Source organism: Methylophilus sp. OH31 (assembly GCF_000576615.1).
Classification (GTDB): Bacteria; Pseudomonadota; Gammaproteobacteria; order Burkholderiales; family Methylophilaceae; genus Methylophilus.
The window spans coordinates 80,040-94,210 of sequence record NZ_BAUS01000011.1; the positions used below are offsets into that span (position 1 = coordinate 80,040).

Below are 14,171 nucleotides of genomic sequence, written 5' to 3' on the forward strand. Positions count from 1 at the left end.
GCCAAATCTTAGGCGGCAATGGTTGCTTCAGAGCCACATTTTCTCGGTGCGAAGACCACTGTGCCCGCGCCTTTTTTGCGTTGCATCTCGACCATATCTGCCAGGCTAACGCCGGACAAATAATCCAGAATCTTGCTATTTAATGACGCCCAGAGCTCGTGCGTCATGCAGCGGCCTTCGTCATGGCAGTTTTCATTGCCGCCACATTGCGTCGCATCAATTTGTTCGTCCACGGCTGTGATAATGTCAGAGACTGAAATCTCGTGGTGCGATTTGGCAATACGATAACCACCGCCTGGCCCGCGCACGCTGGAAACCAGACCTTGCTTGCGTAAGCGGCTAAATAATTGTTCAAGATAAGATAGTGAAATGCTTTGACGCTCACTGATGCCAGCCAAGGTGACTGGCTTGTCCGCTTCGTAGAGCGCGATGTCCAGCATCGCGGTAACAGCAAAACGTCCTTTGGTGGTTAATCGCATCTTGAGATGACCTTTTAAAACAGAGTTGAATTGTATAATAACCTACTGTTTTAGTCAATTATTATGCTTGAAAAGTTCAAGTCATGCTGGGCGATGGTTTGAGGTAGGCGCTACTTGCCTTTGCGGGCAGTTACTCTGGCTTTTTGGCAAAGGCTTCACCGACGTTGCTGTCTGTTTCAACATCATTGAGTTTGGCTAATTGCACTTTCAGCTCGGCGATTTCTGCCTCTTGCTTGTGGGCATGATCCAGCAGGCTGTTAATCGCTTTGATCATGGGGTCATTTTCATCGTTGCCAACCGCGTAGGCGCTGAAGCCCATTTTTTGCGCGGCATCCTGGCGCTGTTTGGCTTTTTCTTCTTCGAGGATGCGGGCCGGAATGCCAACTGCTGTGGCGCCGTCCGGCACATCCTTGACCACCACGGCGTTAGAGCCAATTTTGGCGTTTTTACCAATCGTAATTGGCCCTAGCACCTTGGCACCTGCGCCAATCACCACGCCAGATTCCAGTGTAGGGTGGCGTTTGCCTTTGTTCCAGCTAGTACCGCCGAGGGTGACGCCATGATAGAGCGTGCAATCATCGCCAATGATGGCAGTTTCACCCACCACGACCCCCATGCCATGATCAATAAACACGCGGCGGCCAATGGTGGCGCCAGGGTGGATTTCGATGCCGGTGATCCAGCGCCCGAAGTGGGAGAGCGCGCGCCCTAGCCAATACAGGCGGTGACTCCACAACCAATGGCTGAAACGATGCAGAATCAAGGCATGCACACCAGGGTAGGTGGTCAGAATTTCAAAATGTGTGCGAGCCGCCGGATCGCGGTCAAACACAATCGAAATATCTTCTTTGAGGTGCTTAAACATGCGCGCATTATGCCATTAAGTTAAGCGCACGTCTAAAGCCAGCATGCGCGCCTATGGTCAATTTTAATATTTGTCATGTTTTTTCGGATTGACGGTCAGCGTCAAAATGCCACGTAACAAATTGACCTCTTCTTTTTCCAATCGGCTACGGCCATAGAGGCGGCGCAGGCGTTCAAACAGCTTTTTCGGCGCACGTGGATTGATATAGCCGATATGTTCCAGTACCTCGCGCATATGCTCGTAAAAACGCTCCAGATCATCCTGTGTGGCGAGCTCGATCGGCTTCTCGGCGTAATGTAATTCGCCGGTCGTGATCGCCATGCGCGTTTCGTAGCTCATGATTTGTACCGCCTGCGCCAGGTTGAGCGAGGTGTACTCAGGATTGGCAGGAATTGTTGCCAGCACATGACAAAGGTCAGCCTCGGCATTACTCAGACCGCTCATCTCGGTACCAAACACCAGTGCGACCTGACTATGGCTGGCAACGGACTTTACCTCTTGCGCCGCCTCACGCACCGTCATCACCTGTTGTGACAGTGAGCGTTCCTTGCCGCTGACCCCAATCACAAACTGGCAGTCGGCGAGCGCTTCCTCCAGGGTTTCTGTCACGACGGCTGTTTCCAGCAGGTCGGCGGCATTGACTGCCAATGAGGTGGCTTCGCTATCTGGAAAGTGTTTTGGGCGCACCAGGTAAAGACGGCTTAAGCCCATGGTTTTCATGGCGCGCGCCGTGGAGCCAATGTTGCCAGGATGGCTGGTTTGGCATAAAACGACGCGGATATTTGAAAAAATGGCGGATTCAGTATTGAGTGACATGGGTAAATTTTGCCGTTGTGTTTGTGGCTAAGCGTGTAAAAAGCTAAAATAGCATTTTATCAGTGAATCAAGATCCCACAGCATGCATCCAATCCTGAATGTCGCCATTCGCGCCGCGCGTGAAGCAGGCAAAATCATCAACCGTGGCGCCATGGACATCGGCGCCTTAAAAGTCGAGCAAAAAGACACTAACGATTTTGTGAGCGAAATCGACCGCAATGCCGAGCAAGCCATTATCAATATCTTAAAAGAAGCTTATCCAAACCACGGTTTTTATGGCGAAGAAACGGGTAAAACCAATAGCGAATCCGACAATATCTGGATTATCGACCCGCTAGATGGCACCACTAACTTTTTGCATAACTTCCCGGCTTACTGTATTTCAATTGCCCTGCAAGAAAAAGGCGTGCTGACCCAGGCCGTGATTTACGACCCGGTGCGCAATGACCTGTTTACCGCCACCAGAGGCAGCGGTGCGTTTTTGAACAACCGCCGTATTCGCGTCACCCAGCGTACCAAATTGCAAGAAGCATTGCTTTCCACTGGGTTCCCATTCAAGGATTTCAGCTATCTGGATACCTATATCAACATTTTCCGCGACATGGCCAAGAAAACCGCCGGTTTACGCCGACCTGGCTCTGCCGCGCTGGATCTGGCCTATGTTGCCGCTGGGTTCACTGACGGTTTCTTCGAGATCAACCTGTCACCGTGGGATATTGCAGCGGGCGCCTTGTTAGTACAGGAGGCTGGCGGGATTGTCGGTGACTTTGAAGGCAATGAAAGCTGGTTGCGTACGGGTAATATTGTGGCAGCCAACCCGAAAGTGTTTGGACAAATGCTACAGGTGATTGCGCCACATCTGACTGAGCGTATCAAGACGCCGACATTGGGCATGTAGTTTTTTCTGATGTTGAATGATGAACCCGGATAGAGATGTCCGGGTTTATTTTTTGTGGCTGATTGGTTGGGAAGGTCATTCTTTACTATGCTTATCCGTAAGGTTGTTTTTCGCCTTTTCGGCGAGTTACTTTTCTTTGCTTGCACAAAGAACAAGTAACCAAAAGAAAGTGCACCCTAGCTTCCGCTTGTTTCCTGCGCTACTCGGTTTGCCGGGCGGCAATCAAAAACTCGCTCCTGCGGAGCTCAAACAGTTGCTTGCCGACTACTCCCGCCAATCCTGCGTTGCTCGGCGCGGCAGATGGGGACCCCGAACACCTAGTGAGTGCCACCATTAATGCTCTTAACAAACCAATCTGTTTTTTAACCGTTCAAACTTCTACTATGTGAGTTTGGCGAGATAAATCCCCATTCCATCACGCTGAGTAGCGGAGACAAAATAAGAGTAGAGGGAGCGACTGTCCGAATCCCGCGGTGGGCTGCGTAGTGTGCAGCCCGCTAGGATGAGTTTCGTGACCGGCTTATGCTTAAGTCCGGCAAAGCAACGGACGAAAGTCCTAATTTGAGCAACGCAAGGGAGCCGAAGGCCGTGATGGCTGGGTGTCTTCCTCTTTGGTTACTTTCTGGGGGACAAGCACCAGAAAGTGACTCGCCTAGAGGCGAAAGAGAGTGCAGCTTAAAACTCACATCTCTAAATGTTAAGAATAACTTTCTTCCATCATTGTCTTTCCAAAAGCACGCTCAGCAAAAAACATGCTTTTGTTGTAAGATGCAGTGGCTATTTATTCCAACATCTCTAAATCAAAAGTATCTCTGCATGTCCTTCGAAAACCATACCCCCATGATGCGTCAATACCTGACGTTGAAAGCACAGTATCCCGATATGCTGCTGTTTTACCGCATGGGCGATTTTTACGAACTGTTTTTTGAGGATGCTGAAAAAGCGTCGCGTTTGCTTGGGATTACGCTGACCCGTCGTGGTGCCAGTAATGGTGAGCCGATTAAAATGGCTGGCTTGCCTTATCACGCGGCCGAGGGGTATCTGGCCAAACTGGCAAAGATGGGTGAGGCGGTGGCGATTTGCGAGCAGGTGGGCGATCCGGCGACCTCTAAAGGACCGGTGGCGCGTGAGGTGACGCGTATCCTCACGCCTGGTACCTTGACGGATGCCGCGCTGCTGGACGAAACACGCGATAATACTTTGCTGTGTGTGGCTAAAGGTGAGGGTGTGCTGGGCTTGGCACGGCTTAACCTGGCCTCGGGTGAGTTTGTGTTGAGTGAAATTGCGCCCGGGCATTTGTCGCAGGAGCTGGAGCGTATTCATCCGGCGGAGTTGGTGATTGCGGAAGACCATAGTTCAGACGTGCTGCAGCAATGCCGCTGTGCCAAAAAGCGCCTGGCACCATGGCAGTTTGATCTGGATACTGCTAATCGCAGCCTGACGCAGCAGTTTAATACCCATGATCTGGGTGGTTTTGGCTGTGGTGAAATGCCTGCGGCCGTGACTGCTGCGGGCGCTTTGCTTGAGTATGTCAAACATACCCAACGCACCGCGTTGCCGCATATTGTGGGTTTGCGCGTGGAACAGGGCGATCATTATCTGCAACTAGATGCTGCGACCCGCCGCAATCTGGAAATAGATACAACGATACGCGGTGAAACGACGCCGACCTTATACTCGCTGCTCAATTCGACCCAAACAGCCATGGGTGCACGTTTGTTGCGCCATTGGTTGCATCATCCTCTGCGCAATCAACACACCATACAGCAGCGTCATTTGGCTGTGGCTGAGTTGCTGGAGCAATTCCTGGATAGTACGTTGCAGCAGGTGCTGCATCCGATTGGTGATATTGAGCGCATGACTGCGCGCGTGGCACTTAAATCTGCCAGGCCACGCGATTTGTCGGGCCTGCGCGATAGCTTGTTACAACTACCCACGATTGTCACCACGTTGCCACCACCTGAATCCAGCTTGTTAAAAGGCTTGCTGGCAGAGTTGCAAGTACCTGCTGATGCGTTGCAGGTATTGGTTCAGGCAATCCAGGCCGAGCCTTCGGCAGTGCTGCGCGAAGGCGGGGTGATTGCGACTGGCTATGATGCTGAGTTAGATGAACTGCGTGCGATTCAGACTGATCATGGTGACTTTTTGCTGCAATTTGAAGCCGCTGAAAAGGCGCGTACCGGCATCGCTAACCTCAAGGTGGAATACAACAGCGTACATGGCTTTTATATCGAAATCAGCCGCTTGCAAGCTGAAAGTGCACCGCCCGAGTATCGTCGTCGCCAGACCTTGAAAAATGTAGAACGCTTTATTACGCCTGAATTAAAAGCATTTGAAGACAAAGTGTTGAGTGCCAACGAGCGGGCGCTGGCACGTGAAAAAATGCTATATGAGCAAGTGCTGGAGGCGTTGTTGCCGCATATCGCAAACTTGCAACGGATTGCCACGGCTGTGGCGACGTTAGATGTATTGGCCTGTTTTGCCGAGCGTGCCCGTGCGCTTCATTATATACAGCCGGAATTCCGGCCAGATATCGGCCTGGATATCCAGCATGGCCGCCATCCGGTGGTGGAAAGTATCGCCCAGCCTTATGTGGCCAACGATGTGGCGCTCAATCCGTATCGCCAGTTGCTATTGATCACTGGCCCCAACATGGGTGGTAAATCGACATTTATGCGGCAGACAGCGCTGATTGTGTTGTTGGCCTATTGCGGCAGTTTTGTGCCAGCACAAGTTGCGGTGATTGGGGATATTGACCGTATTTTCACCCGTATTGGTGCTTCTGATGACCTGGCAGGTGGCCGCTCAACCTTTATGGTGGAGATGACGGAAACCGCCAATATCCTGAATAATGCCAGCGCGAACAGCCTGGTATTGCTCGATGAGATCGGCCGCGGCACCAGCACTTTTGATGGTTTGAGCCTGGCATGGGCGGTGGCTAAACAGTTACTGGAAAAAAACAAATCTCTGACTTTGTTTGCCACGCACTACTTTGAGCTGACACGCATTGTCGATGAGGCCAAACACGCCGCCAATGTACATCTGGATGCGGTTGAGCATGGCCAAGGCATTGTCTTTTTGCACAAGGTAGAAGAGGGCGCGGCCACCATGAGCTATGGTATCCAGGTCGCGCAACTGGCTGGAATCCCCAAGTCCGTCGTGCAATTGGCCAAGCGCAAATTGCAGCAACTCGAAAATCAGACCATTGCCGCCACGCCGCAAAATGACCTGTTTGCAGCAAGCCATATACCAGAGGAGCCACCTTTGCACCCGCTGGTTGCAGAATTGGAACGTATTCAGCCAGATGACTTAACCCCTAAGCAGGCGTTAGAGTTACTGTATCTTTTGAAAAAACAACTGTGAGGATTTGACCATGCAAAAACCTGCTATTACCCAACAAGCCATCCATGAGTTGCTTGCCAACCGCTGGAGCGGTCGCGCCTATGATGCGGGCAAAGCTGTCAGTCAGGAGCAAGTGGTCAGCCTGCTTGAAGCTGCCCGCTGGGCGCCTTCGTGCTTTGGCGATCAACCGTGGCGTTATGTATTCTGTAACAAGGCAGATAACATGCAAGCCTGGCAGGCGGCATTTGATTGTCTGGTTCCGGGCAATCAAGGCTGGGCCGTCAACGCGCCTGTGCTGTTGTTGATTTGTGCGGATACCTTGTTTGGCCATAATGACAAACCCAATAAATGGGCAGCATATGATACCGGTGCTGCTACTGAGAACCTCTGCTTGCAAGCCACTGCTCTGGGTTTGATGGCTCACCAGATGGGGGGCTTTGATGCCGACAAGGCACGCACCACCTTTAAAGTGCCTGAACGTTACCAGATTTTAGCCATGGTGACGGTTGGCTATCAGGCTGCCATAGAGGGATTATCGGAAGAGGATAAAGCCCGTGAGGTAGCTGCCCGTAGCCGCAAACCACTAGATGAGTTATTTTTTAATGGCCTATGGCAAGGTCAGTAATTCGGCAAGGTCAGTAATTCGTCACATCTGCCCATGCGGCATTGGCCCGTTTGGGTAGATAAGCCGCTAATCAATAAGATTGTTGTTGAGTTATTTTATTTGATGATTTAGGATTGCTCATCACTATAAGTTTAATTAAAAAAATGCCTGCTAATACAGGCCTATTCTTTGAGGAGAGAGAAGATGTCGATATCACGTTTGTTTAAAACACTGGTAGCTGCCGCCTTGTTCGCTGGCGTGTCACTGGCAAACGCAGCTAGTTATAGTTTCGTTGGCAGCTGGTCTGTTTATAACGATGCAGCACCTGAGTGGAGCGATAGTGCTTATGATGCCACTAATGGCCCATTAGCCTACACTGCACAAGAAGCGGCTGCACTGTTATTCGGCGGCTCAGCTTCCGATTATGTCATCAGCACCATTGATAACAATCCATTAAATATTAACTTTCAGGGTTGGTATGACGTGATTGGTTATGGTGGCGCACAGTTCGCACAAGACTACAGCAACAAATACAATGGTTTGTACTATGGCCCGGTAGATTCATTTGAGGCATCTAACATTAATTCAGCAGCCTCTGCCTTTATTAGAGACAACAGTGTCACCAGTCTCAACTATGCATTCAGAATTACTGCTGTACCAGAGCCAGAAACTTATGGCTTGTTGATGGCAGGTCTGGGTGCCATTGTGTTGGTACGTAGAAGAAAATACAACGCTTAATTCAAGCGTGTAAAACAAAAAAGTCGGCGATTGCCGGCTTTTTTTGTTTGTGGGCATTTGTGTATCAACATCCAATGAAAATTTCTCTGGCAGCAGTTTCGTCTGTTAAAATAAGACCTATAAAAAAACAATTTTTTGGACTGGAGATAGTATGGCGGTTGTAACACTGACCAAAGATAACTTTAAAGAAACCATCGAAAGCAATGCGTTCGTGGTTGTCGATTTCTGGGCACCTTGGTGTGATCCTTGCGTGGCATTCACGCCGACGTTTGAGGCGGCTGCGGCCAAAAATCCAGACATCGTGTTTGGGATGGTGAATACTGAAACTGACCCGGAGATTTCTGAGTATTTCGAAGTGAAGCAAATTCCAGGATTGCTGGTGATTCGCGAGCGCGCAGGTATTCATGCGCAAGTGGGTGAGATTGGTGCGCCGGCATTGGATGAGATTATCAAATGGGCACGTGAGTTTGATATGACAGCTGTGCGGGAGTATTACAAGGCGGAAGATGCCAAGCAATAATTGCTGATTGTTGTATTTAAAAAGCCATGCATTGCATGGCTTTTCGCTTTTGCAGCGAGTTACTTTTCTTTGCTTGCACAAAGCGAAGGTTGTTTCATGAGTAATTCTATTTCGCCTCTAGGCGACCTTCTTTCTTATGCTTGTCCATAAGAAAGAAGGCAAAGAACAAGACACCCCAGCTTCCGCTTTTTCCTTGCGCTACTCGGTTTGCCGGGCGCCCATCGAAACTCGCCCTGACAAGCCACACAGAACGTGGCTTGTTGCGGAGCTCGGACAGCCGATGGCCGAAAACTCCCGCCAACCCTGCGTTGCTCGGCGCGGCAGATGGGGACCCCGACCACCCGCGAGCGCCATCGTTTAGCAGGTTTAACAAAAGAATCTGATTTTTGAACCGTCCGCATTTATTCAATGTGAGTTTGGCGAGATAAATCCCATCCCATCACGCTGAGTAGCGGAGACAAAATAAGAGTAGAGGGAGCGACTGTTTGAGCACCGCGGCAGCTTGCGTCGTGTGCAAGCTGCTAGGGCGAGTTTCGTGACCGCTTATTTTGTTGAGCAACGCAAGGGCGCCGTAGGCCGTGATGGCTGGGTGTCCTCCTCTTTGGTTACTTTCTGGGGGACAAGCACCAGAAAGTGACTCGCCGAGAGGCGAAAGAAAACGCTACATTCCTATGTAAACATTGGCTAAATTCATGTTTCTTGTTCACTCCTAATCCACTGGTACTTTCGCCCGTGCCACCACATTCCTCAATACAAAACTGGTATGTACGCCGGTAACCCCTGCAATTTTGGTAATTTTATGCAGTAACAGATGCTGGTAATCATCCATGTCCCTCACAACAACCTTAAGCAAATAGTCCGATTGCTGGCCGGTAATCAACAGGCATTCCAGCACCTCAGGAATATTAACGATGCTGCTTTCAAAGTTGGCAAAACGTTCGGGGGTATGTTGATCCATCGAAATACCGATGAGTGCCATCAGGCTCAATCCAAGCTTTTTGGCATCGACCAATGCCTGATAACCTAGAATCAGGCCTGCTTGTTCTAGTGCTTTAACTCTTCTCAGGCATGGCGCAGGAGAGAGGCCAATGCGGTCAGCGAGTTCCTGGTTGCTGATATGTCCGTCCGTTTGCAGGATGCTGAGAATGGCTTTGTCGAATCGGTCTAATTTCATTTAAATTTCAACTTTAATTTAATATTGAAATAATATTACCAAAATAATTAAAATATTGAAATAATATTTTTTAAATTGTCTTATTTTGGCTAAATTAGCAATTTAATTTTTTGCCAAAGCTCTATCATGTCTTCTGTCAAAAACAAAACATATGGAGCACAGCATGCAGACACAATCCGCACAAAAATATCAGACCTTCCCCCCCGTGAGCCTCAAAGACCGCCAATGGCCGAATGCCGTGATTACCCAGCCGCCGATCTGGATGAGCACCGATCTGCGTGACGGCAATCAGTCATTGTTTGAGCCGATGGATGCAGATAAAAAACTGCGCATGTTTAATATGCTGTGCCAAATGGGGTTTAAAGAGATTGAAGTGGCGTTTCCTTCGGCTTCGCAAACTGATTTTAATTTTGTGCGCAGCCTGATTGAGGAAAAACGCATTCCCGACGATGTTACGATAGAAGTATTGACACAGGCGCGTGAGCACCTGATACGTCGCACCATGGAGTCAGTGCGTGGTGCGCGTCGTGTGATTGTGCATATTTACAATGCGATTTCACCTACGTTTAGGGAGGTCGTATTCAATATGAGCAAGGCGGAAGTGAAGGCGATGGCGGTGGATTCTGTGAAACTGGTTAAGGTGCTGGCAGCTGATATGCCGGAAACGGAAATCATCATGCAATATAGTCCAGAGACCTTTACTGCGACTGAACTTGCGTTTTCCAAAGAGGTCTGCGATGCGGTCACCGAGGCTTGGGAAGCAACACCAGCGCGCAAAGTGATTATCAATTGCCCGGCAACGGTAGAGGTTGCCAGCCCAAATGTGTATGCAGACCAGATTGAGTGGATGCATCGTAATCTGGCGCGCCGCGATAGCATCATTCTGAGCCTGCATCCGCATAATGACCGCGGCACAGCCGTGGCAGCGACTGAGCTTGGCATCATGGCGGGTGCTGATCGTGTCGAAGGTTGCCTATTTGGGCATGGTGAGCGTACGGGTAATGTTGACCTGGTAACTGTGGCACTGAATATGTATACGCAAGGCGTGCATCCGGGCCTGGATTTTTCTGATATTGATGCGATTGGGCGTACGGTAGAAGAGTGCACGCAGATCGAGATTCATCCGCGCCATCCTTATGCGGGTGATCTGGTATTCACGGCGTTTTCGGGCTCACACCAGGATGCGATCAAAAAGGGCTTTGCCAGTCAGCAAGCAGATGCACGCTGGAATGTGCCTTACCTGCCGATAGACCCCAAAGACCTGGGCCGTAATTATGATTCGATTATTCGTGTCAACAGCCAGTCAGGCAAGGGCGGGGTGGCTTACCTGATGGAAAGCCACTATGGGGTGGTGATGCCTCGACGTATGCAGGTGGAGTTTTCTGGCGTGGTGCAGCAATATACGGATCAGCATGGCAGCGAAGTTGGGCCTGCCGAGCTGTGGCAACTGTTTAATGCGCATTATGTGGCTGCGGTAGTGCCGATGCACTTTCAGGATTACCAGCTGGAGACACACGCACAAGGACAGGCGATCCGCATGCATATTGCTGTAGATGGTGTGCCAACCATTGCCAGTGGGCATGGTAATGGGCCGGTCGATGCTGCGATTCATGCGCTGCAGAATATCGGTATTCAGGTGCAGGTACGCAGTTTTGAAGAGCGCTCGCTGGGGGCAAGCAGTTCAGCCGGGGAGGCGATGGCTTGTGCATTTGTCGAGGTCGTCTGCCAGGGCAAGGTCTGCTATGGCGTGGGCATGGATACCAATATTGTGACGGCTTCGATCAAGGCAATCTTCAGCGGCATGAACAGATGTGCTGTGCAACCTGCAGCGCTGGTTAAAACCGCTTGATTGATGCGTAACGCCCTGCCATCAACGCTGTTGGTGGGGTGTGCTTACCAATGACCTGTGGTGATCAGTGTATAAATGAAATAAACGCCAATCAGCATCATGGCATAGACAGGCAGCTCGCTGGCAGAGCGGCGTTGCTGGTTGCTAATATGGGTGATGTAACGGTGAAAAGCGACGACGACTATCAGCAGGATAAACGCGATCACACCGTTGATGGGTGTCGCCGTGACCCATTGTAACCAGTCTGCCGGGCCTTGGTCACTGCCAAACACGTGTACGGCGATGCCGATAAAGCCGCAGAGCATCAGCCCCAGGGTGACGAGTGCCTGTACAACTTGCCAGGCACTATCGGGGCGAATCGTACGGTTTTTGCTGTAACGGTTTGGATCCATACGGCACTCCTTTCAAACAGCAACCATGCGCAAGAGGTCAGAGGCGCAAGGCTGGTTTTGCGAGCCCGTCAGGCAGTGCGGGCTTAACTATTGCTACTTATTGTAGCCGGATTCGCTGGCAAATAGCTGATAGGGTCAACTGGTTTGCCTTTTTGCCTGATTTCAAAATGTAGCATGGGTGACTTGTTATTGGCTGCGGCTGGTAAGTTAGCAAGTTTTTCACCTGATGCCACAAAAGCACCTTCTTTGACCAAAGAGTTACCTTGATGTGCATAGACGGATAGCAGGTTGCTGTTATGTTTGATAATAATCAGCTTGCCATACCCACGCACATCCATACCACTGTAGATCACTTTGCCTGCACCGGCTGCATTAATTGCCTGGCCTGCGTTACCGGTAATATTGAGGCCCTTGTTGGTTTGTGCGTCAAAGCTGGTGCTGACTTTGCCTGCCAAAGGCCATTGCCATTGAATATCACCATCAGCAATCGCTTCTATATCGCTGCTTGTGGCATTTTTGCCAGCATCTGCTGAAGCGGGCGCTGGATTGTTTGCGGCTGACGTTGCTGCGGTGTCACCTGCGGCGTTCATATCCGGGCGGCTAATGGCGGAGGTCACAACTTCTGCATCATCAGCGGTACTGGCTGCTTCATTGACTTTGTTGCTGACCGTGGAGGCCTTGGCATTGAGGTTCAACACTTGGCCGACATGGATCTCATAGGGCGCCTGCAACTGGTTAATGTCGGCCAGCTTCATAAATGGAATACCAAATTTACGGCCTATGCTGTACAGCGTATCGCCTTTTTGCACCAGATACTGGCTGGCACCTATCGTCGGCACTGTTGGTGTGGCTGCTTTACTTTCGCCGCTTGTGGCCGGGCTGCTGCTGACTGGCGCACGCGGCATGGGTGAGTTCAGCGCGCAAGCTGCCAGTGTGCAGGCTGCACCCCATACCGTTAGCAAAGTGCGTAAATTCATGATAAAGCAGTGCCTCCCAACAATGGAACAAACTTCACTGGTTCCAGCGCGATTTGTTGTACACCTTGTGCGGTGCGTTCGATCAGATGTAATACTTGCTCGTTGGTGCCGACCGGGATCACCATGCGGCCGCCAACGGCCAGTTGTTCAACCAGTTCTTGTGGCACATGACTGGCCGCGGCCGTTACCATAATGGCATCAAACGGACCATAACTCTTCAAACCCAGGCTGCCATCGGCGTGGTCGAGTTTGACGTTGGTGCATTTGAGGGTACGCAAATGGTTTCTGGCCTTCATCACCAGTGGCCGAATGCGCTCTAATGAGTAAACCTCTGCACTGACACGTGATAAGACGGCTGTTTGATAGCCGCAGCCAGTACCGATTTCAAGTACCTTGTTCAACGGTTTGCCATTACGCAAAATTTGCGTCATTTTTGCCACAATATAGGGTTGTGAAATGGTTTGGCCATAACCAATCGGCAATGAAACATCTTCATAGGCGCGGATAGACAGTGCTTCATCGACAAAGATGTGGCGCGGAATATCGGCCATAGCCGCAATCACCACTTCATCCTGAATGCCTTGCTCGCGCAGGCGGGTCAGCATGCGTTCACGCGTGCGTGACGAGGTCATGCCTATGCCGGTTTTACTTGATGTTCTAGGAATCGCCATAATACTTAATTCTTGGCTTGCAGCCATTGTTGCATGGTTGCAATTTGGGAGTGCCGGGTCAGGTCTACCTGGATAGGGGAGATGGAAACATAGCCTTGTGCCACCGCATGAAAGTCTGTACCTTCGCCGCCGTCGTTCGGTTGCCCGGCTGCGCCTACCCAATAGACCGTTTCGCCACGCGGGGTTTGCAATTGAATCACCGGTTCGGCTTTGTGGCGTTTACCCAGGCGGGTAATTTGGCGCCCTTTGATATCTTGCAATGGTACATCCGGCACGTTGATATTCAGTAGCGTGGGCTCAGTAAATTCACTGTGGTTATATTGTTTGACCAGCTCAACCACAATTTTTGCGGCAGTTTCAAAGTGCGCGGGCTGGTGTTGCGCCATAGAGACGGCAAATGAAGGAATGCCCAGCAGGTAGCCCTCAGTCGCAGCGGCGACAGTGCCTGAGTAAATGGTATCGTCGCCCATGTTGGCGCCATCATTAATACCGCTGATGACCATGTCCGGCATTTCCTGCATGAGGCCAGTGAGGGCAATATGGACGCAATCGGTGGGTGTGCCATTGACGTAATAAAAGCCATTGGCCGCTTGCTTGACGCTTAAGGGGCGATCCAGTGTTAAGGAGTTGCTGGCGCCGCTGCGATTACGTTCCGGCGCCACCACCGTGATATCGGCAATTTTGCTTAAGTGGGTGGCTAGCGCGTTTAGACCGGGTGCCAGGTAGCCATCATCATTGGATAACAGAATTCTCATGCCCGATATTATATAAGGTTTACCAGGCTTGTCAGCGCCTGCGCATGAAAGAATTTACTGCAAAAATAGACCGTTGATGAACGTTACAACA

Annotated in this window: 14 protein-coding genes; 6 read left to right on the forward strand and 8 right to left on the reverse strand. The window is 50.7% G+C overall.

What is annotated here, in order from left to right:
• Positions 1-8: 8 nt before the first annotated feature.
• The 3 genes from iscR to OH31_RS12745 all read right to left on the reverse strand — a co-directional run bounded on the left by iscR (position 9) and on the right by OH31_RS12745 (position 2,160).
• Entirely contained in the window at positions 9-479 is a 471-nt protein-coding gene (gene iscR / locus OH31_RS12735) for a Fe-S cluster assembly transcriptional regulator IscR (protein WP_024931024.1), read from the reverse strand.
• Between the two features lie 130 nt (positions 480-609).
• Positions 610-1,344, reverse strand: a complete 735-nt coding sequence (gene cysE / locus OH31_RS12740; RefSeq protein WP_019882631.1) for a serine O-acetyltransferase — start codon at positions 1,342-1,344, stop codon at positions 610-612.
• Between the two features lie 63 nt (positions 1,345-1,407).
• Positions 1,408-2,160, reverse strand: coding sequence for an RNA methyltransferase (locus tag OH31_RS12745; protein WP_019882628.1), 753 nt, complete (start codon positions 2,158-2,160; stop codon positions 1,408-1,410).
• 82 nt (positions 2,161-2,242) lie between these two features.
• Here OH31_RS12745 and OH31_RS12750 point away from each other — a divergent pair, with 82 nt between their 5' ends.
• From OH31_RS12750 to OH31_RS12770, 5 genes are all read left to right on the forward strand, one after another.
• Positions 2,243-3,058, forward strand: a complete 816-nt coding sequence (locus OH31_RS12750) for an inositol monophosphatase family protein (RefSeq protein WP_019882627.1) — start codon at positions 2,243-2,245, stop codon at positions 3,056-3,058.
• 816 nt (positions 3,059-3,874) lie between these two features.
• Positions 3,875-6,421 carry a DNA mismatch repair protein MutS gene (gene mutS / locus OH31_RS12755; RefSeq protein WP_036299308.1) on the forward strand — a complete coding sequence of 849 codons (2,547 nt, stop codon included), beginning with the start codon at positions 3,875-3,877 and terminating at the stop codon, positions 6,419-6,421.
• A 10-nt stretch (positions 6,422-6,431) separates the two neighbouring features.
• A complete protein-coding gene (locus OH31_RS12760) occupies positions 6,432-7,025 on the forward strand; it encodes a nitroreductase family protein (RefSeq protein ID WP_024931026.1) in 594 nt (197 codons plus the stop codon).
• A gap of 183 nt (positions 7,026-7,208) precedes the next feature.
• Entirely contained in the window at positions 7,209-7,742 is a 534-nt protein-coding gene (locus OH31_RS12765) for a PEP-CTERM sorting domain-containing protein (RefSeq protein WP_024931027.1), read from the forward strand.
• A gap of 151 nt (positions 7,743-7,893) precedes the next feature.
• A complete protein-coding gene (locus OH31_RS12770; protein ID WP_019882621.1) occupies positions 7,894-8,262 on the forward strand; it encodes a co-chaperone YbbN in 369 nt (122 codons plus the stop codon).
• Between the two features lie 709 nt (positions 8,263-8,971).
• Here the strand turns inward: OH31_RS12770 and OH31_RS12780 are convergent.
• The gene (locus OH31_RS12780; protein ID WP_024931029.1) at positions 8,972-9,436 is read right to left on the reverse strand and encodes an Lrp/AsnC family transcriptional regulator; all 465 of its coding nucleotides are present in this window, start codon (positions 9,434-9,436) and stop codon (positions 8,972-8,974) included.
• Positions 9,437-9,599: 163 nt separating this feature from the next.
• On the opposite strand from OH31_RS12780, the gene leuA reads away from it, so the two are divergent.
• Positions 9,600-11,285 carry a 2-isopropylmalate synthase gene (gene leuA, locus OH31_RS12785; RefSeq protein WP_024931030.1) on the forward strand — a complete coding sequence of 562 codons (1,686 nt, stop codon included), beginning with the start codon at positions 9,600-9,602 and terminating at the stop codon, positions 11,283-11,285.
• A 44-nt stretch (positions 11,286-11,329) separates the two neighbouring features.
• On the opposite strand, the gene OH31_RS12790 is transcribed toward leuA, so the two are convergent.
• From OH31_RS12790 to surE, 4 genes are all read right to left on the reverse strand, one after another.
• Positions 11,330-11,677: a hypothetical protein gene (locus OH31_RS12790; RefSeq protein WP_024931031.1), complete on the reverse strand. Its 348-nt coding sequence runs from the start codon at positions 11,675-11,677 to the stop codon at positions 11,330-11,332.
• Positions 11,678-11,760: 83 nt separating this feature from the next.
• Positions 11,761-12,654 (reverse strand): peptidoglycan DD-metalloendopeptidase family protein, encoded by an 894-nt coding sequence (locus tag OH31_RS12795; RefSeq protein WP_024931032.1) that lies wholly within the window; start codon positions 12,652-12,654, stop codon positions 11,761-11,763.
• Complete coding sequence (locus OH31_RS12800; protein WP_198289790.1) at positions 12,651-13,325, reverse strand: protein-L-isoaspartate(D-aspartate) O-methyltransferase; 675 nt, start codon at positions 13,323-13,325, stop codon at positions 12,651-12,653. The genes OH31_RS12795 and OH31_RS12800 overlap by 4 nt, the downstream gene beginning before the upstream one ends.
• 5 nt (positions 13,326-13,330) lie before the next feature.
• Entirely contained in the window at positions 13,331-14,080 is a 750-nt protein-coding gene (surE, locus tag OH31_RS12805; protein WP_019882613.1) for a 5'/3'-nucleotidase SurE, read from the reverse strand.
• Positions 14,081-14,171: the final 91 nt, after the last annotated feature.